Annotated in this window: 22 protein-coding genes; 9 read left to right on the forward strand and 13 right to left on the reverse strand. The window is 69.2% G+C overall.

Annotated elements, in window-relative coordinates:
- Positions 1-163 precede the first annotated feature (163 nt).
- Positions 164-1,069, forward strand: coding sequence for an ACT domain-containing protein (locus EV644_RS04840; RefSeq protein ID WP_242001007.1), 906 nt, complete (start codon positions 164-166; stop codon positions 1,067-1,069).
- Positions 1,070-1,095: 26 nt separating this feature from the next.
- Here EV644_RS04840 and EV644_RS04845 read toward each other — a convergent pair whose 3' ends face one another.
- Entirely contained in the window at positions 1,096-1,860 is a 765-nt protein-coding gene (locus EV644_RS04845) for a TrmH family RNA methyltransferase (RefSeq protein ID WP_132291366.1), read from the reverse strand.
- 148 nt (positions 1,861-2,008) lie between these two features.
- Here EV644_RS04845 and EV644_RS04850 point away from each other — a divergent pair, with 148 nt between their 5' ends.
- Positions 2,009-2,611, forward strand: coding sequence for a Gfo/Idh/MocA family protein (locus tag EV644_RS04850; RefSeq protein ID WP_132333306.1), 603 nt, complete (start codon positions 2,009-2,011; stop codon positions 2,609-2,611).
- 104 nt (positions 2,612-2,715) lie between these two features.
- Positions 2,716-3,729: a LacI family DNA-binding transcriptional regulator gene (locus EV644_RS04855; RefSeq protein WP_132333308.1), complete on the forward strand. Its 1,014-nt coding sequence runs from the start codon at positions 2,716-2,718 to the stop codon at positions 3,727-3,729.
- On the opposite strand, the gene EV644_RS04860 is transcribed toward EV644_RS04855, so the two are convergent.
- Both EV644_RS04860 and EV644_RS04865 read right to left on the reverse strand, forming a co-directional pair.
- Positions 3,714-4,412, reverse strand: a complete 699-nt coding sequence (locus EV644_RS04860) for an alpha/beta hydrolase (RefSeq protein ID WP_242001008.1) — start codon at positions 4,410-4,412, stop codon at positions 3,714-3,716. The two genes, EV644_RS04855 and EV644_RS04860, sit on opposite strands and share 16 nt — an antisense overlap.
- 111 nt (positions 4,413-4,523) lie before the next feature.
- Positions 4,524-5,300, reverse strand: coding sequence for a uracil-DNA glycosylase family protein (locus tag EV644_RS04865; RefSeq protein WP_132333310.1), 777 nt, complete (start codon positions 5,298-5,300; stop codon positions 4,524-4,526).
- Positions 5,301-5,378: 78 nt separating this feature from the next.
- On the opposite strand from EV644_RS04865, the gene EV644_RS04870 reads away from it, so the two are divergent.
- Positions 5,379-6,896: an amidohydrolase family protein gene (locus tag EV644_RS04870; protein ID WP_132333312.1), complete on the forward strand. Its 1,518-nt coding sequence runs from the start codon at positions 5,379-5,381 to the stop codon at positions 6,894-6,896.
- On the opposite strand, the gene EV644_RS04875 is transcribed toward EV644_RS04870, so the two are convergent.
- On the reverse strand, positions 6,897-7,187 hold the full coding sequence (locus EV644_RS04875) for a DUF4287 domain-containing protein (protein ID WP_132333314.1): 291 nt from the start codon (positions 7,185-7,187) through the stop codon (positions 6,897-6,899).
- Positions 7,188-7,342: 155 nt separating this feature from the next.
- Here EV644_RS04875 and EV644_RS04880 point away from each other — a divergent pair, with 155 nt between their 5' ends.
- From EV644_RS04880 to EV644_RS04890, 3 genes are all read left to right on the forward strand, one after another.
- Positions 7,343-7,465 (forward strand): ribosomal protein bL36, encoded by a 123-nt coding sequence (locus EV644_RS04880; protein ID WP_132291383.1) that lies wholly within the window; start codon positions 7,343-7,345, stop codon positions 7,463-7,465.
- A gap of 101 nt (positions 7,466-7,566) precedes the next feature.
- Complete coding sequence (locus EV644_RS04885; protein ID WP_199239630.1) at positions 7,567-8,778, forward strand: low temperature requirement protein A; 1,212 nt, start codon at positions 7,567-7,569, stop codon at positions 8,776-8,778.
- A 97-nt stretch (positions 8,779-8,875) separates the two neighbouring features.
- Positions 8,876-9,742 (forward strand): MerR family transcriptional regulator, encoded by an 867-nt coding sequence (locus EV644_RS04890; RefSeq protein WP_132186797.1) that lies wholly within the window; start codon positions 8,876-8,878, stop codon positions 9,740-9,742.
- Positions 9,743-9,790: 48 nt separating this feature from the next.
- On the opposite strand, the gene EV644_RS04895 is transcribed toward EV644_RS04890, so the two are convergent.
- A complete protein-coding gene (locus EV644_RS04895; protein WP_132186796.1) occupies positions 9,791-10,351 on the reverse strand; it encodes a cysteine hydrolase family protein in 561 nt (186 codons plus the stop codon).
- 209 nt (positions 10,352-10,560) lie between these two features.
- On the opposite strand from EV644_RS04895, the gene EV644_RS04900 reads away from it, so the two are divergent.
- Positions 10,561-11,238, forward strand: a complete 678-nt coding sequence (locus tag EV644_RS04900; protein ID WP_158292740.1) for a GAF and ANTAR domain-containing protein — start codon at positions 10,561-10,563, stop codon at positions 11,236-11,238.
- 406 nt (positions 11,239-11,644) lie between these two features.
- Here EV644_RS04900 and EV644_RS04905 read toward each other — a convergent pair whose 3' ends face one another.
- The 8 genes from EV644_RS04905 to EV644_RS04940 form a co-directional block, all read right to left on the reverse strand.
- A complete protein-coding gene (locus EV644_RS04905; protein WP_132186794.1) occupies positions 11,645-12,421 on the reverse strand; it encodes a phytanoyl-CoA dioxygenase family protein in 777 nt (258 codons plus the stop codon).
- A 55-nt stretch (positions 12,422-12,476) separates the two neighbouring features.
- Positions 12,477-12,935 (reverse strand): GNAT family N-acetyltransferase, encoded by a 459-nt coding sequence (locus EV644_RS04910; protein ID WP_132186793.1) that lies wholly within the window; start codon positions 12,933-12,935, stop codon positions 12,477-12,479.
- 30 nt (positions 12,936-12,965) lie between these two features.
- Complete coding sequence (locus EV644_RS04915) at positions 12,966-13,190, reverse strand: DUF8691 family protein (RefSeq protein ID WP_132186792.1); 225 nt, start codon at positions 13,188-13,190, stop codon at positions 12,966-12,968.
- A 134-nt stretch (positions 13,191-13,324) separates the two neighbouring features.
- Positions 13,325-13,999, reverse strand: coding sequence for a GAP family protein (locus EV644_RS04920; protein ID WP_132186791.1), 675 nt, complete (start codon positions 13,997-13,999; stop codon positions 13,325-13,327).
- Between the two features lie 93 nt (positions 14,000-14,092).
- Positions 14,093-14,473 (reverse strand): SHOCT domain-containing protein, encoded by a 381-nt coding sequence (locus tag EV644_RS04925; protein WP_132186790.1) that lies wholly within the window; start codon positions 14,471-14,473, stop codon positions 14,093-14,095.
- Positions 14,470-15,075 (reverse strand): RDD family protein, encoded by a 606-nt coding sequence (locus EV644_RS04930; RefSeq protein WP_132186789.1) that lies wholly within the window; start codon positions 15,073-15,075, stop codon positions 14,470-14,472. The genes EV644_RS04925 and EV644_RS04930 overlap by 4 nt, the downstream gene beginning before the upstream one ends.
- Positions 15,072-15,662, reverse strand: a complete 591-nt coding sequence (locus EV644_RS04935; RefSeq protein WP_132186788.1) for a hypothetical protein — start codon at positions 15,660-15,662, stop codon at positions 15,072-15,074. The genes EV644_RS04930 and EV644_RS04935 overlap by 4 nt, the downstream gene beginning before the upstream one ends.
- Positions 15,663-15,818: 156 nt before the next feature.
- On the reverse strand, positions 15,819-16,493 hold the full coding sequence (locus EV644_RS04940; RefSeq protein WP_132186787.1) for a type 1 periplasmic-binding domain-containing protein: 675 nt from the start codon (positions 16,491-16,493) through the stop codon (positions 15,819-15,821).
- 180 nt (positions 16,494-16,673) lie between these two features.
- Here EV644_RS04940 and EV644_RS04945 point away from each other — a divergent pair, with 180 nt between their 5' ends.
- Positions 16,674-17,900, forward strand: a complete 1,227-nt coding sequence (locus EV644_RS04945) for a HupE/UreJ family protein (RefSeq protein WP_132186786.1) — start codon at positions 16,674-16,676, stop codon at positions 17,898-17,900.
- The last annotated feature ends 44 nt before the right edge of the window (positions 17,901-17,944 follow it).

Here is a 17,944-nt window from a genome sequence, read left to right on the forward strand (position 1 = left end):
CTCGATCTGACCGTTTGTGATCTTAATTTGCATCAAGCACTCACTAACGAGCACTTAAACGTTAACCGGGACCGTAAACCCAGCCCTCCCGATCACGCAAGACCGAACCGAAGATTCACACCTCCGCAACAGCCGGGATACGCGGGGCCGCCAGCCTGGAGGCATGGACAAGCCGCACAGTTCAGCCTTCTCCCGGCCCGACAGCTCCCGGCCTGACAGCTCGCGGCCTGACATCTCCCGGGCCGTCACCGCCGGTACGGCGTGCGACGTGTGCGGGCGGTTGCCCCATCCGGCCCGGCTCCGCCTGACCCTGGCCAAGCTCGCCGCGATCTTCCCGGTCGAGCTCGCCCTGCACGCCCTGATCCTGCAGATGCATCCGCCGTACCTCGTCTCCGTCAGCCTGCTGGCGCTCACCACCACCGCGCTGGTGATCTGGGTGATCGAGCCGTCCACCATGCGGCTGCTCCGGACCTGGTTGCACGCCCCCGACCACCACGCCCGGCACCAGGCTCAGACCGGTCTTCGGCAAGCGCCGTCACTCTGGCGGATCAGGGTCACGCTGGAGGACCGGGCCGGCGAGCTGGAACACCTCACCCACGGACTGGCCGAGCTCGACGCCAACATCCTCGGCCTGCACATCCACCCGGTCGCGGACGGCGTACGGGATGAACTCGTGGTGTCCACTCCGGACACGGTTCGGCCGGAGGAGTTGCTGGACGTCGTCACGGCTGCTGGTGGCCGGAACGCGCATCTGTGGCCGACGACTGCCCTCGCCCTGGTTGACGGGCAGACCAAGGCGCTGAGTCTGTCCGCGCAGGTCGTCGCCGATCCGGCGGAACTCCCGCATGCGGTGGCGGAACTGCTCGGCGCGCAACAGGTCACCGATCCGAAGGCCTTCGAGGGACGGCAACTACCCAACGACGGAACGATTCTGAAGATCCCGTCGCCGTGGAGTGGGCTGTATGTGTTCACGCGGCCGGGCGAACCGTTCACTCCGGCGGAGTCGGCCCGCGCCCAACGCCTCGCCCAGGTCGCCGAAGCATCCCGGGCGCTCAGCCCGGCGCGGTGATCAGGCGCCGTTGGGCGCGGTGGTGATCAGTCGCGGTTGGTGACTTCGAAGGCGACTACCGCTGCGGCGACGGCGACGTTCAGTGACTCGACGCCGGCGTGCAGCGGAATCTGCAGGTCCTCGTCGGTGGCGACCGAGATGCCGTTCGTCTCGCCGCCGAGGACGAACACCGAGCGCGGTGCCAGTTCGGCCTTGAAGAGCGACTGCCGGGAGCGCGCGGACAGGCCGTAGATGCGATAACCGGCCTCGGTCAACAGGTTCACCGCCGCCTTCGCGGTGGCGACGTTGACGATCGGGGCCTGGAACGCCACCCCGGCCGAGGCCTTGATCACCAGCGGCCCGACGTGCGGCGTACCGGCTTTCGGCAGGATGACGCCGTCGAAGCCGGCGCCGGTGGCGGTTCGCAGGATCATCCCGACGTTGCCCGGATTGGTCACGCCGTCAAGCAGGAAGACCTTGGTCGGCCGCTTGCCGCGAGCCCGGACGAACTCGGCCAGCGGGGTCATCCGGGGAGCGTTCACATCGGCGACCACGCCCTGGTCGTGCTTGCCGTTGCCGGCCAGCCACTTCACCCGCGTCGCCGTCGCCCGCTCGACCGGCGTACCGGTGCGGGCCGCGGCCTTCAGGATGTCGTCCAGCGAGTGCCCGCCGGCGTTGTCCGCGACGATGATCTTGGCGACCGACAGGGCGGGATCGTTGAGCGCCTCGAGCACCGGCTTCCGTCCGAAGATGGTGATCCACTTGTCCCGCGGCGACAACCGCTCCCGCTCCTCCGAGCCTTTCTGGTTCACCGCATCACCGTACAGGCGTCGACGCGGCGGGCGAACTTCCGCGTCCGCAGGGTCCTTCCGATAGTTTTCGGAGGCCGGATCGCGGAACTTCCAGCTAGAGTTCCGATAGTTTCAGTGCTTCCTCCCCGGCGCTGTGAAGGAACCTCTCATGACCGAACACGTGGTCCCGTTCCGCCAGGTCGACCTGCGACGGCTGGCCGGCGACGCCCGACTCGGCCGACCGATCGCAGCCACCTGTACTTCGCTGTGGTTCCGCCCCGACGCGTACTTCGGAGCGCGGCGTGCGGGCGAGGCGGAGTACGGGACTGTGCGTCAGGTCGAACTGCTGCTGAGCGTGCTCGGCGAGTGGACCGAGGTGGTCGCGGTCGCCGCTCGGCGGACCCGGCGGACCGCGATCGAGGAGTTGACGGCGGCACTCGTGGTGTTCGCCGACGGCACGATCGCGACGGTGCTGAACAGTCTGCTCGCGGCGCGAGAGGTCGGCTGGTTCCGCTTCGACTTCGAGCACGCGACGGTCGAGATCGACCACCAGCAAGGGATTTGCAAGCTCACCGCGACCGCGGGCCGGGAGCAACCGGTAGCCCAGGCCTGGAATGAGAGCGTCAGCCTGGTGGCGACGGAGGATTCAGAGGCAGGCGATCGGACGGCGGGGCACGAGTTGCTTGCCGCTCTGCGGGAGGCGGCTCGGACCGGGCGGTCGGTGCGTCGGGGTGAGAGTAGCGATGAGAACGCCTTCACCGCGACCGGCTGAGGACCGCGACCGGCTGAGGACCGCGACCGGTTGAGATCTGCGCGTGATTGAGATCTCTGGACAATCCCGGTAGACCCTTGAACCGACTGGACGAAGGAGCTTGGGTGGCGACCGCTGACGGAGCCCGCATCACCATCACCGACATCGCCCGCGAGGCCGGGGTGTCGGTGCCGACGGTGTCGCGGGTGCTGAACGGCCGCGCCGACGTGGCTCCCGGCACCCGCGCCAAGGTCGAGGGGCTGCTCGAGCACCACGGATACCGCCGCCGCGGCTCCCGGCAGACGGAGCGCGCGAACCTGATCGACCTGGTCTTCAACGACCTGGACAGCCCGTGGGCGGTCGAGATCATCCGCGGCGTCGAGGAGGTCGCGCACAGTTCGGGCATGGGCACCGTCGTGTCGGCGATCCATCGCCGGTCGACGTCGGCCCGGCAGTGGATGCAGAACCTGCAGGCCCGGACCTCCGACGGCGTCATCCTGGTCACCTCCGGCCTGGAGCCGAGACTGCAGGCGGAGTTGCGGCGGCTGCAGGTGCCGAGCGTGGTCATCGACCCGGCCGGCGTACCCAGCCTCGAGGTTCCGACCATCGGAGCGACGAACTGGGCCGGCGGGCTGAGCGCGACCGAGCACCTGATCGAGCACGGGCACCGGCGGATCGGGCTGATCGCCGGACCACCCCGGTTGCTTTGCAGCAGGGCCCGCCAGGACGGGTACAAGGCTGCGCTCGATGCTGCCGGACTCTCCTGCGAAGGCCTGATCTACGAGGGCGACTTCTACCACGAGTCGGGATTCGTCGGCGCCGGTGAACTGCTCGACCTGGCCGACCCGCCGACCGCGATCTTCGCCTCCAGTGACCAGATGGCCCTCGGTGTCTACGAGGCGGTCCGCCGTCGCGGGCTGCGGGTGCCGGACGACGTCAGCGTGGTCGGGTTCGACGACCTGCCCGAGTCCCAGTGGGCGAGCCCGCCGCTGACCACGGTCCGTCAGCCGCTGGCCCAGATGGGCATGGTCGCCGCCCGTTCGGTGATCCGGCTGATGAACGGCGAAGACCTCGAGAGCCCCAAGGTGGAACTGGCCACCGAGCTCATCGTCCGCGACAGCACCTACGCCATCAGCTGATCGGTGGCAGCGGCAACCAAATCGGCGCGGAGTTCGTGGCCGCCGTCGAACTCGCGGTAGTCGACGTCATAGCCGTCCTCACGGAGCACCGGCACGATCCGCCGGCTGCAGCGGTCGATCGGCAGCACGTGGTCGCTGATGCCGTGTGAGACGAAGATCTTCGGCCGGCCCGGCCGCGGTCCCGAGACCACGAACCCCGGCGAGTAGGCGAGCACGTGGGTGAAGAGGTCACCGTTCACCAGCCCGAGGCTCAGCGCGTACGACGCGCCGTCGGAGAACCCGGCGATCGCCAGCCGGGCCCGATCGACCGCGAACCGCTCGAACACCTCGTCCAGGACCAGGTCGAGCGGGCCGACGTCCGGGCCGAACCCGCCCCGGATCACGTCCCAGGTGTAATCCTGCGATTTGGGTGCCAACAGCAAGAATCCCCGCTGCCGCGCCTCGTCCTGCAGGTATGGCAGTGCCTGGCGCGGGTTCGAGGTCGCTCCGTGCAGGAGCACGACCAGCGGCACCGGACCGGCGGGCAACCTCGGCGGCACCAGCAACGCGGCCGAACGATCCTCGGCCCCGAGCCAGTGCAGCCCGGCCGCGAAGGACTCCCTGCTCGTCCCACCCGGCCTGGCGTTCAGCATCCCGGACTGCCACCCCTGCCGCACCCCATCGGCCACCTCACGACCAGTCATCTGCAGACCATACCCAGCACGGGACACTGAGTCGTCGGCGCCCAACCCGGTACGCCGGGCCGCGCCGCGCGGGTTGACAGCGCGGCGCGGGCGCACCGCAGTACGAGGTGATCAGGCTTGTTTCGGGGCTCGCCAGAGGAGGGAGTTGAGGGGGTCGTCGGAGGGGCGTTCGACGCAGTTGTTGTGTTTCGGCTTGTCCGCGCGGCCCCAGGCGTCGTCGCCGAACCAGGGCGGAACCCCGAAGGGCAGATCGCGAAGCGGGACGGCGGCGTAGTCCGTCTCGAGGAACTTCGGGCCGTAGTTCGGTCCGGTCGGGTCGCCGTCGGGATCAGGCGTGACGATGTCCCGCAGGTCCGTCACGGCCTTGCGCCAGCTGTCCAGCAGCACCTGCGGACTGCGGCTGGACGGATGCGGCACCTCGAAGACCGGCACGTCCGGTTTGCCGTCCCACAGCCGTACCGCGGTACGCGCCTGCGCGCCGAACGCCACGATCGCCTGGGTGTTCGGTCCGGTGATCAGGTCGAGCAGGGTGTTGCGCCAGCGCAGGTGGTCCTGCTCCGACAACAGCGGCGCCGCCTGCTGCGCGCGGGACGGTCTCAGCGCATAGGCGTAGGCGTTGACCAGCGCATAGCTCGACGTCAGCCCGAGCTTGGCGAGGAAACCCTGCACCCGTTGGCCCGCGTCGCCGACCAGCGTCCGGCCGGCGATCCGTTCGGTCGGGCCGGGATCGGACGCCACCCCGAGCAGCCGCGCCGATCGGTTCAGCCGGCCGCGGTAGAAGATCGGCCCCCAGTCGTACCAGAAATGGTCCCGGTACGCCGCATAGCTGGGCAGCGAACCGAGATGCCGGGCCACCGCTGCCGGTGGACCCGCGTCGAATTCCACCATCGAATGCCTCCCCCTGGAGGCTCTATAGCATACGCTCGTGAACACAGGCCGGGGGGTCTTTGATCAGGGGAGGCGGCCATGTTCGTACTGCGCGGAACCGTTGTCACGTTGCGACCTGACGGCGAGGTGCTCAGCCGCGGCGCGGTCTATGTCGGCGACGACGGCCTGATCGCCGCGGTCACCCCCGGCGACGACGTACCGCCCGGGTTCGAGAACGCGCCCCGGATCACCGCGGGCGGCGTGATCTATCCGGGGCTGATCGACCTGCACAACCACCTGATGTACAACAGCCTGCCGCTGTGGACCGAACCGGCGCGCAAGGTCCCCTGGACCTCGCACAACCAGTGGGGTGGCGCCCCGACGTACAGCGACACGATCAGCAAACCCGCCCGGCTGCTGGGCGCCGCGGCCGGACGCGCCCTGCTCCGGTACGTCGAAACGCGGGCCATCGTGGGCGGGACCACCTCGATCCAGGGCAACCCGCGCGGCGCCGTACCGCCGGACAACGACCTGATCCGCAACGTCGACTCGGAGAAGCTGGGCACCCGGGAGGACTTCATCCGGGTCAGCACACTCGTTGCCGACAGCACCGAAGCGCTGGCGTCGTACGTGACGGCGGTGCAGCAGGGGCGCGGCTTCATCGCGCACACCGCGGAGGGCACGGATCCCAAGCTGCGCAAGGAGTTCCAGCTGCTCGACGACGTCGGGGTGGTGAAGCGGCAGCTCGTCGCGATCCACGGCGGCGCGCTGACCGCGGACGACTTCGCCAACCTGCAGGGCGGCGGCTCCAGCCTGGTCTGGTCGCCGTTCTCGAACTACTGGCTGTACGGCGCGACCGCGGATGTCACCACGGCCAAGGCGAAGGGCGTCCGGCTCTGCATCGGCTCGGACTGGGGACCGTCGGGCACCCGCAACGTGCTCTGGGAGCTCAAGGTCGCCGATCTGTGGAACAAGGCCCAGCCGCAACGGGTGTTCACCGACGAGGAACTGGTGCGGATGGCCACCTCGAACCCGGGTGAGGCCTTGTCCGGCGTCTGGCCGCACCCGGTCGGCCGGATCGAGAAGGGCGCGCTGGCCGACCTGATCGTGGTCGGTCGCGGCCAGGACGACGTGCATCGCAATCTGATCGCGGCCACCGAGGCGGATATCCGGCTGGTGGTGGTCGGCGGCCGCGCGCGGTACGGACTGCGGGCGCTGATGTCCACGCTCGCTCCCGCCGCGACCCGGATCAGCGTCGGCCGACTCAGTCGCGCGATCGACTACGGCGACCCGGCCGTCACCTGGAAGTCCGTGGTCGGTGACTTGGAGAAGGTCCGGAAGAACCCGGAGGGCGCGGCCGAACGAGCGGTGAACGCCTTGACCGCGCTGGCTGCCGGCGGCGTGGCCCTCGAGGACTCGTTCGTGCTGCTGCCCGACATGCCGGCGCCCGAGGTGGACGTCGATGCACGCCGTCGAAACGGCCCGGTCGCAGAAGCCCCCGCACCGGTCAAGGTGCCTCCGCCCGAGCCGCTCACCACCGGCCCGTCCTGGTTCGACGCCGTCGACGCGAACCCCTTCCACCAGGGCCTGCTCTCCGGCCTCCGCGACTACGCCTGATCACGCGGGCTTGGTGGCCTTGCCGTCGAGCCAGAGGGTGTCGGACTCGTCGCGGTGGACGCCGGTGGTGCCGACGTGCTTGGTGCCGATCTTGGGACCGTTCTTGATCACGTGCACCAGCGCCATCGCGTGCCCCCGGCCGAGGTCGTAGTCCTCCTTCAGCCAGTCCGCGACGGCTCCCGCCTTGGTGTCCGGCCCCTCGAAACCACGCTCCCGGGCCAGCTCGACCAACTCCCGCGGTGTCAGTCCGGTCTTCTCCTCGATCTTGTCCAGGTAGGCCTGAAACGACATCCCGATCACCCTTTCGCGAGCAGCCCCAGCGGCCGCCTCATCCCAGCGTCGAAGACCTCACCCCGAAATCGACACGACCTGCTCAAGAAGCTGCTGGGAAGGTTTGCGGGTGGATCGGTGTTGATGGGAGCACAACTAGACAGAGGAGGCTGCTGATGAAGGTTCGACGTTCACTGCGTGCGTTGAAGGCCAAGGACGGCGCCCAGGTGGTGAAGCGGGGCAAGAGGGTCTACGTCCTCAACCGCAAGAACCCCCGCCTGCAGGCCCGCCAGGGCTGACCCAGGCCGCCTGAACTCCACGTGCGACCCCCGGCTGTCACAACCGGGGGTCGCTTCCTGTCTTTCCTGACAAGGATTGTCAGACAGACAGGAGCAGGACCTTGGCGGCCAGCAGGATCCGCGTGCGCATGCGGGCCCGGGCGATCGACGAACCGCACCGGGCCTCCAGCCAGCTCGAACTGCTGTTCGACCTGACCTTCGTGGTCGCGATCGCGGCCGTCACCGCGCAGTTCGCGCACAGCATCGCGGACGGTCACGCCCTGGACGGCCTGACGCCGTTCCTCCAGGTCTTCTTCGCGATCTGGTGGGCGTGGATGAACTTCACCTGGTTCGCCTCGTCCTACGACACCGACGACGTCCCCTATCGGCTCCTGACGATGGTGCAGATGGCCGGCGTTCTGGTGCTCGCCGCGGGTGTCCCGGCCGCGGCCGACCACGGCGACTACATCGGTGTCACGTCCGGCTATCTGATCATGCGGATCGGCCTCGTCGCCCAATGGTTGAGGGTCGCCGCCGAGGAGCCGCCGGACCGCCGTACCGCGCTGCGTTATGCGGGCGGGATCAGCGCCCTCCAGGTGGGCTGGTTCCTGCTCCTTTTCCTGGTGGATCAAGGCGTTCTGTCGTCGTCCGCCCAGCTGCTCTTCTTCGTCGCCCTGGCGATCCTGGAGCTCGTCGTGCCGTGGTGGGCGGAGCGGACCCGATCCACCAACTGGCACCCGCACCACATCGCCGAACGGTACGGGTTGTTCACCATCATCCTGCTCGGCGAGAGCGTGCTCGCGGCGACTGCCGGAGCTCAACGCGCGCTGGAGGACAGTGAGGTCACCTGGTCTCTCATCGTCATCTCGGCCGGCGGACTCGTCCTGCTGTTCGCCCTCTGGTGGCTCTACTTCCTGCAACCGGCCGGCGCCGGTCTCGCGGAGCGCCGCGATCGCTCGTACCTGTGGGGCTACGGGCACTACGGCATCTTCGCGTCTCTGGCCGCTCTTGGCGCCGGCCTGGAGGTTGCGGTCGAGCAGACCGGCCATCACCTCGAGGCCTCCCCCACAGCCGTCAGCTACGCCATCGCGATACCGACCGGCGTGTTCCTGATGCTCGTGTGGGCAGTCCACGCACCCCTCGTCGAGACCCCCACGATCCCGGCGGCCGCGTCCTTCGCCGGCGTCTTCATCATCCTCCTGCTCCCGCTGGCGACACCGTGGTTCGGCGTCCCCGGCACCACCGCCGCGACCGCCGCCGTCTGCGCCCTGCTGGTCGCCGTCACGATCGGATCAGCGCCCATCGCTCGGGAGGCGCGGACAGCGGCCGGTTGACCCCGGGGGCAGGGACCGGTCGGACAGAGGCGACCTTGGTCCAGGCGCTCCGTCAAAGGCCGCAGGAGGCCGGAAGCCGTGTCATCGTAGGTTGATCATGGCAGCGGCGTCTCGAGGTGAAACACCTCCCGCGGTTTGGCCGGTCGGGCGGGTCGCGGCCATGCTCGGCGTGCCCGCGGTGACGATCCGGAGCTGGGAAGCCCGCTACGACATCGCGCCCCCGACCCGCTCCCCTGGCCGCCACCGGCGCTACAGCAGCGAGGACATCGCCCGCCTGCGCCGCATGCAACGTCTGATAGCCGCCGGTACTCCGGCCGCCGACGCCGCGCGCCTCAGCGCGATTGAGCCGGACCAATCCGATGCTCAACCCGAGCTACCAGCAGCAGAACAGGTCGCCGCGCTGCTCGCCGATCTGGAGTCCTTCCGGATCGACGAGGCCGGGGCGAAACTGGACGGTTGCCTCCGGCAGCGCGGCCTTCAGCCCGCCTGGGAGGACGTGGTCGCGCCGGCGTTGCGGCGGCTGCAGGACCGTTTCCAGGACACTGCCGACTGCATCGATCTCGAGACTCTGCTCGCCGACGAAGCTGCCCGCGCGGTCGATCGCTACGCGGGCGGCCGCCGGCTCGGTGAGGCCGCCGACAGCCCGGTGTTGCTCGCCTGCTGCCCCGGCGAACGGCACTGGCTGCCGCTCAAAGTCCTGCAGGGCGTCCTCCTCGAACGAGGTACCCCCGCTGTGCTGCTGGCCCCCGACCTGCCGCCCGACGCCGTACTCCGGGCCGCCCGCCGCGCCTCACCCCGTGCGATCGTGCTCTGGTCGCTCACCCCGCGCCCGGCCCAGGCGATCCTGCGCCGTCGCCTCATCGCCCGTGGCGAGCAAACTGTCGCCGCCGGCCTGGGCTGGTCCCCCAAGGTCGACCCCCTGACCCACCTGGACGATGCCGTCCACCTCCTCTCCCGCCTCTGACTCGGCACGAACGAAGAGGTCGAGCTCTGACCCACGCCAAGGGCCGGCTCAGCGGGGTGGGCTGGTGAACGGGACGGATCTGGAGTCGTGGACCAGTTCGATCTGGTCCGACAGGGCCCATTCGGCCACGCGGGAGACGGTGGCGGCCGGGATCAGGTCGCTGAGTCCCGGTGTTGCCGGGATGTTCGTGGTGGCGTGGGCATCGTGCGGAAGCACCACCCGGTAGCCGAGAGACGACGCAGCCCGGGCGGTCGCGCTCACGCACATCTCGGACATCAATCCACAGACCGCCACCGAGCCGACCCCTCGCGCCGTGAGCAGGTCGGCCAGATCGGTGCTGTCGAAGGCGTTGTCGCGCGGCTTCCGGATCACGCTCTCGCCGGTGTCGACCGGCAGGTGCAGCTCCCAGCCCGGGGTCCCGGGCTGGTCGGCCATCCCGGTCGCTCCGTCGTTCTGGACATGCACGACCACCGCGCCGCTTGCGCGAGCCGCCGCCAGCAGGACCGCAGTACGGTCGACCAGGCGCTCCGCGTCCGGCACCGCGGCGAGGCTTCCCACCTGGAGATCGATCAGCAGCAGGGCCTCGACAGGCGTCACATTCTCCGGCATGCTCGCGATCCTCGCCGCGCCCGTTCGGCCCGGTCAAACCGATTACCATCCACCCGACCCCGGACCGCCGTACGGCGAGGTGCTGGTGCAGGCTCGCTGCACAAGTTCAGGGGTCTTCGACCCGGACGGTCCAGCGGATATCGTCAAACCTGAACCAGGTCGGACCGACGGGGTCCGGGGTGTGGACGAGTGTTGCTCGGAGGTGTTTCGTGACCGATACCAGCGACGCGACGGCGGTCGACCTGGCCGAGGTGTTCGGCGAGCTCGCTATCGACCTGGAGGACGCCGCCGGGGTCGAGCCGACCGTCGGGACCGTGCTCGAGTTCGCCGTCGCCGCCTTCAGGTGCACCGACGCCGGCATCGTGCTGGTCGGCCCCGGCGGCCGGAAGAACCTGCGCGTCGCCGAGGTCACGAATCCCGTGGTCGCCGAGCTCTACCGGTTGCAGATCGACGCCGGGAGCGGTCCGCTGATCGAGGCCGCCGAGGGTTCGGCGCCGGTCCTGGTCGACGACACCCGCGCGGAGTCGCGCTGGCCGGGCTGGGCAGAGCGCGCCGCCGGCCGGGGCATCGGTACGGTGCTGCACCACCCGATGCTGACGAAGTCCCGCACCATTGGAGTACTGAGCTTCTACAGCGCCGATCCCGGCGCCTTCACCGCGTACGACGAGGCGCTGGCGCAGATCCTCTGCCAGCACGCGACGGTGGCAGTGGCCTACGCCCGCAACGAGGAGACACTGACCGAGGCACTGGAAGCCCGAGCAGTCGTCGGCCAGGCGATCGGCATCCTGATGGAGCGCCACAACCTCACCGAACGCAGCGCCTTCAACGTGCTCCGCGCTACTCCCAGGACTACAACGTCAAGCTCCGCAGCATCGCCGACCAACTGATCAGCAGCCGCTCACTGCCCCCGCCGGCCAAGTAGCGATCAGCCGTCTGTTACTCCGCGGTGCGCGACGCACTTAAAAGTGCGGAATCGGATCGGGGATTTTCGTGGTGTGGGGGCCTGTTGCCCTGACTGACGGATCGCGTTGACGCCGCGGTCGTCGGGCAACAGGACGAGAGGGATGGCTCACGTGACCACCACGGCAACGGTTTCGAGCGGCTCAGTCGGCCGGCAGCCGACGTTCCGAACCTGGCTGGGGTCTTGTCCCTCTCGCTCGGCGCGGCCGTCATCGTCACCAGTGAGTTCGTACCGGTCGGGTTCCTGCCGGCGGTCGCGAGCGAGTTGAGTGTCTCGCTCGGGCAGGCAGGGATTTCCTCCCCTCCGAGGACTGAACTCCATCCAGTACGGCATCAGGCGGGCGGCCAGCCTGTCTTCCAGATGAAGCGGCTGCGCATGATGCGGGGAACCTCGGTCGCGTTGGGGGCGATCGAGTGCAGGATCCATGGGTGGGTGAGGTAGACGTCCCCGGCCCGGCCGGTGAGTTCGACGACCCGGACCGGAAGACCGTCGAGGTCGGCCTCGGCCATGAGGCGCGTCGTACGGTCGGCGTTGTCGTTCGAGTCGGTGAGGGTGCGGAACCACTGGTCGGAGCGCAGCACCTGGTCGCGGATCGTGGTGAAGTCGCGCTCGGCGGTCTGCTGCAGGTGGCGGGCGATGACCCGGTGCGAACCGGCCACCTGCGGCGTACCACCACCTCCGGGCTCGAGGTCGCTGATGATCGCCCAGATCTTGACCGCGACGAGTTCGCCGGCCGGTAGGTCGAAGCCCACATCGGTGTGCCACTGGCGATGCGGGACCGACCAGTCCTCGCCCGTGGGCAGGGTGACCAGCACCTGGCCCTGGTGAGATGGCTCGGTCCAGCCGTCCGCGCCGAGCAGATCGTCCATGGCGGAACGAAGCGGCGGTCCCAGGATCGCGTCGTACGCCGTGTGCCGCTTGGTGTTCTTCAAGCTGGTCGGCCGCGGCGTCGTCCAGGTCGACCGATCCTCCCGGTCCATCCCGTGCCGCTGCGCCAACTCGCCCCACAACACTTCCCGCATCCGCGCAGCGTCATCGGCCCCGAACGCCCCGGGAACCTTGACGATCCCGTCCCGCTCGAACTCGTCGAGTTGCTCGGCACCAAGCATCCACCCATCCTGCGCCGGGCCGCGGAACGGTCGCCACCGATTTACCCCCCCCCGGTCAGGGGCGCTCGCGTTGGAGGAGGACGTGGGAGTGGGTGAAGCCGAGGCGGTGGTAGAACGGAAGGGCGGCATCGTTCGCGTCCACCGTGAGCTTCCGGATGCCGAGGTCGTCGGCGGTATCGCAGATCGCCTCCATGAGACGCCGGCCGAGACCGCGGCCGCGATGCTCGGGCACGACGAAGACGCTCTGCACGTCGCCGGACAGCCGGTGCAGGGCACCTGGGTTGGGGACGCGGTCGAACACCGCGAGCCAGGCCATGCCGACCAGTTCGCCCTCCAGGACGGCGAGCTTGCAGACGGACGCGTCTCCCCGCTCCGCCATCCACTGTCCGAGGGCGGACCCGAACTCCCGCAGTTCGTCGGGCCGGGCAACTCTCTCCGATCGCGCCCACCTCCACCGCAGGGCTGTGAGAGCGGGGAGGTCGCTGGGCGTCGCAGTGCGAATCACAGCGCTCATCGACCCACGATCGCACGACCGGCGCGCAGGTCAGTCTTCCGGAGGTTCGGGTTGGGGTGAGGGGACCTGGGTCACCTCCAGAATGTTGATGCCGAGCATGTCGAGGTGGTTGAGGAGGCCGGCGAGGGCCGCCTGGTCGATCAGGTCGCCATGCAGGACGGTCTGGGCCGGCTCGGAGTCGGCCGTCAGGGTGGGGAACGCGTCGGTCAGCTCACGGGACAGCCGGCCCTTGACACGGATCACGTAGTGGCCCATCCGATGCCCCCTTCCAGAAGCCCCGTTACTACCGACTCTGATCCGACTGAGGCCGGCAAGCATCATCCGTCTCGGGGGACCAACGACAGGCACGACCGGACCGGCTCTGCTCACCCGCTCCGGGGGAGGCCCGCTCAGGTCAGGCCGGTGATCGCGTCGCCGACGAGCTTCATCCCGATCACCAGGCAGAGCACGGACATGATGACGGCGTTGTTGTGGCTCATCCATGCCTTGAGCCGGCCCAGCAGATCGGCCGACCGCTCGCCCATCGCGAGGTACAGGACCACCGGCGCCCCGACGCCGAGGGTGCCGATGACCGCGAACACCGCGTAGGCGACGGCCTGCTGCCCGCCACTGATCCCGGTCTGAGCGATCGCCACCGCGGCGGCGACGGCCAGGAGCAGATTCTTGGGGTTGAGGCCGGCCAGCACGGCACCGGCGCCCAGCGCCTGACCGGGACCGAACTTGTCGATCGCGCCCATCCACTTCGGCAGGGGCGCCTCGTCACCCTCGTGCGGGCGGCCCCGGAACTGCCGCACCGCGACGAGCAGCAGCAGCAGCCCGAGCACGAGCTTCAGCCAGCTGGCCCAGGTCGCCGGCTCGCCGTTCTCACTCGCGTCGGCCGGGCTCGCGACGGCCAGGACGATCGCGCCGACCACGCCGAGGCCGAGCAGCCAGCCGACCACGAACGCGATCCCGTTGGACCTCGCCCGTGGTGTGGTCAGCATCAGGACGACCGCGATGATCGGCACGGGGCTGAGTGCCACCCCGATCGCCAGCGGCAGCGCCTGCCCGATCGCCTCGCCCATGCTTCCCTCCGATCTGGCCGACTCGAGTCCACGTTCGCTCGGCGGCCGTACTCATCCCTCCCCCTGCAGGGATGAGTACGGCTCTCCCTGGCGCTAGGCGAGGGCCTTCGCCTTCAAGGTGTCGAACTCGGCCTGCGTGATCGCGCCCGCGGTGAGCAACTCCTGCGCCTTCGCGATCTGCTCCGTGGGCGACGCCGAACTGCCGGCGACCGACTTGATGTACTCGTCCTGCGCGGCCCTCGCACTTCCCCATGCCGCCGACTGACGCTCGGCCATGCCCCGCCCGCGCGCGATCAGGTACACCAGGGCGGTCAGGAACGGGAAGATGATCAGGCAGATCACCCAGATGGCCTTGACCCACCCCGAGACGTCCTTGTCGCGGAACAGGTCGGTGAGGATGTTGAACAGCACCATCAGGTACGCGATGAACGCGAAGCTGACGATGATGAACCAGATGATGTCCCAGAAACTCATGACTGCATCCCTTCGCTGTCGCGCCGATCAGTAGCGGTCGGCGACGAGTTGAACAGCTCGCCGCGCGTCGTGCGCGGGAGTTCGGCCGAGTCGCTCGTGGCGTTGGCTCGGATCAGGAAGTCGGACAACGGGCCGGGGAGCTCGGCGGGCCGTTCACCCCAGTCGTAGACCACCGCGGTCCCGGCGATCAGGTCGTGCAGCGCGCGATGCGCACGGTGGAACACGATCAGGACGAACCCGAGTCCGAGCAGCAGCACGCTCAGCGGGAAGACACAGACGCGCAGGAAGGCCCGGCGGGGCCGAACCGTTCCGCCGTCGGCCCGCACGACCCTGAGCCCGACGATCGCTTTGCCCGGTGTTCGCGCGGTGATCGCGAGACAGCCGAACGCGTAACAGAAGGCCCAGACCAGCAGGGCCACGGTGGCCGCCGGTGCCGACGAGTCCTCCCTGATCGACCTGTTCAGGAAGGCCGTGGTGAGCAGATCGAGCCCCGCCAGCCCAAGTGTGAAGGACGCGAACACGATCAGTACGTCGAGCACCGCGGCCACGGCCCTGCTCACAGCGCCTGCGTAGTGACCGGTGATGGTGAGGCGTCCGCTCATGCCTCCTCCAGGAGCAGCGGCGGTGCCGACGGCTGCGACGGCGTGTCCCTGCGCAGCAGGTGGTCGACCACCCTGGCGAGTACCGCGTCCAGCCCGGCGAGTTGCCTGCGGGCCAGGTCGAGCGCCGAGCCGGCCACCCGGCTGGTGCTCTGGGCAACGATGTCGGGTACTCCGGATCGCTGCACCAGCCCTTCGAGATCCACGTCCCGCAGCAGCGTGTCGAGGTCCACGGTCGTGAGGATGCGGTTGAGGTCGATCCGGTCGATCAGCCGCTCCATATCGATCCGGTCGATCAGCCGGTCCATGTCGATCTGGTCGATCAGCCGGTCCATGTCGATCCGGTCGATCAGGTGTTCGAGGTCGATCCGGTCGATCAGCCGGTCGACCTCGATCCGATCCAGCAGGTGGTTCGCGTCCACCTTCGCCAGCAGCCGGTTGATGTCGATCCGGTCGACGAGCGCGTCGACATCGACGTGCTGGAGGATGATGTCCGGCTGCACCGTTTCGACGACCCGGCCCGTGACCTTGCCCGCGAGCCGGCCGAGTAGCTGGCCAGGACCACCCGACGATTCGGCCGGAGCGCTCATCAGTGCTCCCTCCTGTCCGTCGGACCCGGCTCGACGCGGGCTGAGGTGGACCGTACGGCCGCTCCGGCCCCCACCGCATCACCCCCCGCGGGCGACGCCGTCGCCAGGAACCAGCCTCACCACCCGTCCCGGGTGACTCAGGGCTGGTGCCCTGCACTAGGACAGCCAGATGACGATTCCGGTCAGGCCGTTCAGGACGCTGGCGACGCCGGCCCGGACGGCGGCCGCGGCGCGGGCGAGGGTGAAGGAGGCCGGGTCGTACGTCGAGGACATGCCGAGCCCCTCGCCGCGGAACGAGGCGCCGGTCCAGTCGGCGGCGGTGACGTTCGCGGTGGGCTCGGCCAGCTCGGCGCCGACGACCAGGAACTGCTGGTCGAGGTGGTTGGGAGTGACCATGGCCAGCGGATCGATGAGGTCGTTGCCGGCGCTGATGACGAGATCCGGTTTCAGGTCCAGGGCCTCGGTGATGCGCGGGATGAACTGGCTGTGCTCACTGGCCGCGATCGTCTTGAGGCTGACGTGCTCCTCGTCGGCCCACTCCGTCACGGCGGTCACCAGAACCTTGGTCTGGGGATCGCTCCCCGCGGTGAGCAGCACCACGCGGTACCCCTTCGACGGGTGGACCGCGTCCCACGAGCCCGCGCTCGGACTGATCGTCGCCTCCGGGGCGGGCGGGCGACCGGGATCGACGAATCCGGCGCCGAGATCGCCGACGGAGGTGGGCTGGGCGTGCGGCCGGGACCAGTCGTCGGCGGAACTGCATCCAGTGACCAGTACTGCGGTCGCGGCTGCCGCGGCCAGCGTGCCGGCGAGCCGAAGTCGCGCGCGCAAGAAGATCGTCCTCCGAAGGAGTGGCGGGAGAAGGTCGGCTTCTTCCTACCTCATGGATGCGGTTCCGCTGGCACAAAGCCCGGCTCCGTCGGAGTCCCTTCGTCGTCTGTTCTTTCGCGATCTGCTGTTCGTTCACCGACCAGGGGCAGCGTGCGCTCGGCCGACAGAAACGAGAGGTCCATGCCGTCCCTCGCTCGACACCGCGCGTCCAGTGTCGCCGCTGCGGCCGTAGTACTGGGTGCGGCTGCGGCCGCAGTACTGGGCGCGGCGCCAGCGGCGGCACATGGGTTCAGCTCGACCGCTTATGTAGACATCAGCTCGCCGGAGAAGGGGCACGTTCGGGCCGAGTTCGGATTGGAGTACGACCTGCTCGTCGTCTCCGCCGCCGACGCCGAGAAGGATGACCCGCTCTTCAAGGAGGGCAGCGCGGCGTTCGAGGACGGGGACTCGGCGATGCAGGCTGCCGCGCTCGACGACCACGCGGCCTCTGTCGTCAAGTACGTGGGCGACCGCTTCGGCGTCACGACCTCGAGCGGGGCATGTACTCCGGTCCAGCAGGGCGGTTTCCGAATCGAGGAACGCGAAGGCGTCCCGTACACGGTGCTGACCCTCGACTATCGCTGCCCGGAGCCCACGGAGGCGCACGAGGTACGCACCGGGCTGTTCCCGGACTCCGAGGGTTATGTGCGCGGCACCAAGACGATCGTCACCTATGGCCTCGACCTGAGGTCCGGCAGCTCGGCGCTGGACGATCAGCATCCGTCGTTCTCCACCCAGCAGTCCTGGAGCCAGCGGTTCTGGGAGTTCTTCCGGCTGGGCGCGGAGCACCTGCTCACCGGGCTCGACCACATCCTGTTCCTGCTGGCCCTCATCGCCGGATCACGCCGGCTGCGCGAGATCGTGCTGGCGGCAACGACCTTCACGCTCGCCCACTCGGTGACTTTCATCTTCGCCGCCCTCGGCCTCGTGCGGGCGCCCGCTGCCTTCATCGAGCCTGTCATCGCCCTCTCGATCGCGGTCGTCGCGGGCTGGCACCTGTGGCGGCTGTGGCGACAGGGGCCGCTCGCCGCCGACCTCCACACCCCTCGCGGCGGTCACCTCAGCCTGGACCGCGCGGGCCGGGTCCGGCTCGCCGTGGTCTTCTGCTTCGGCCTTGTGCACGGACTGGGTTTCGCCAGCGCGCTGGGGATCGACCAGGCCTGGTCGTGGAGGTTGCTGTGGTCCCTGCTCGTCTTCAACGTCGGCATCGAGGTCGTGCAGCTGACGATCATCGTGGCGGTCTTCCCGCTGCTCGCCGTACTGCGCCACCGGGCGCCCCGCGCGGGACGGTGGACGACCGGGGTGATCGCAGCGGGTGTCGCGGTGATTGGGCTGGTGTGGTTCGTGCAGCGCGTGCTCGGAATCTGACAGCTCAACAGTTCCAGCCCGTGCACCCTGCCCGCCGATCGCCG

The organism is Kribbella orskensis, from assembly GCF_004342085.1.
Lineage (GTDB): Bacteria > Actinomycetota > Actinomycetes > Propionibacteriales > Kribbellaceae > Kribbella > Kribbella orskensis.

Bases quoted from the DNA above. Each gene is read 5' to 3' on its own strand.
- EV644_RS04920 (WP_132186791.1), bottom strand. From the start codon at position 13,999: ATGGGCGAGGCGATCGGGCAGGCGCTGCCGCTGGCGATCGGGGTGGCA.
- EV644_RS04850 (WP_132333306.1), top strand. From the start codon at position 2,009: ATGACCGAACACGTGGTCCCGTTCCGCCAGGTCGACCTGCGACGGCTG.
- EV644_RS04880 (WP_132291383.1), top strand. From the start codon at position 7,343: ATGAAGGTTCGACGTTCACTGCGTGCGTTGAAGGCCAAGGACGGCGCC.
- EV644_RS04930 (WP_132186789.1), bottom strand. From the start codon at position 15,075: ATGAGCGGACGCCTCACCATCACCGGTCACTACGCAGGCGCTGTGAGC.
- EV644_RS04870 (WP_132333312.1), top strand. From the start codon at position 5,379: ATGTTCGTACTGCGCGGAACCGTTGTCACGTTGCGACCTGACGGCGAG.
- EV644_RS04860 (WP_242001008.1), bottom strand. From the start codon at position 4,412: ATGACTGGTCGTGAGGTGGCCGATGGGGTGCGGCAGGGGTGGCAGTCC.
- EV644_RS04905 (WP_132186794.1), bottom strand. From the start codon at position 12,421: ATGCTTGGTGCCGAGCAACTCGACGAGTTCGAGCGGGACGGGATCGTC.
- EV644_RS04890 (WP_132186797.1), top strand. From the start codon at position 8,876: ATGGCAGCGGCGTCTCGAGGTGAAACACCTCCCGCGGTTTGGCCGGTC.
- EV644_RS04895 (WP_132186796.1), bottom strand. From the start codon at position 10,351: ATGCCGGAGAATGTGACGCCTGTCGAGGCCCTGCTGCTGATCGATCTC.
- EV644_RS04875 (WP_132333314.1), bottom strand. From the start codon at position 7,187: ATGTCGTTTCAGGCCTACCTGGACAAGATCGAGGAGAAGACCGGACTG.
- EV644_RS04910 (WP_132186793.1), bottom strand. From the start codon at position 12,935: ATGAGCGCTGTGATTCGCACTGCGACGCCCAGCGACCTCCCCGCTCTC.
- EV644_RS04915 (WP_132186792.1), bottom strand. From the start codon at position 13,190: ATGGGCCACTACGTGATCCGTGTCAAGGGCCGGCTGTCCCGTGAGCTG.
- EV644_RS04840 (WP_242001007.1), top strand. From the start codon at position 164: ATGGACAAGCCGCACAGTTCAGCCTTCTCCCGGCCCGACAGCTCCCGG.
- EV644_RS04865 (WP_132333310.1), bottom strand. From the start codon at position 5,300: ATGGTGGAATTCGACGCGGGTCCACCGGCAGCGGTGGCCCGGCATCTC.
- EV644_RS04945 (WP_132186786.1), top strand. From the start codon at position 16,674: ATGCCGTCCCTCGCTCGACACCGCGCGTCCAGTGTCGCCGCTGCGGCC.
- EV644_RS04925 (WP_132186790.1), bottom strand. From the start codon at position 14,473: ATGAGTTTCTGGGACATCATCTGGTTCATCATCGTCAGCTTCGCGTTC.
- EV644_RS04935 (WP_132186788.1), bottom strand. From the start codon at position 15,662: ATGAGCGCTCCGGCCGAATCGTCGGGTGGTCCTGGCCAGCTACTCGGC.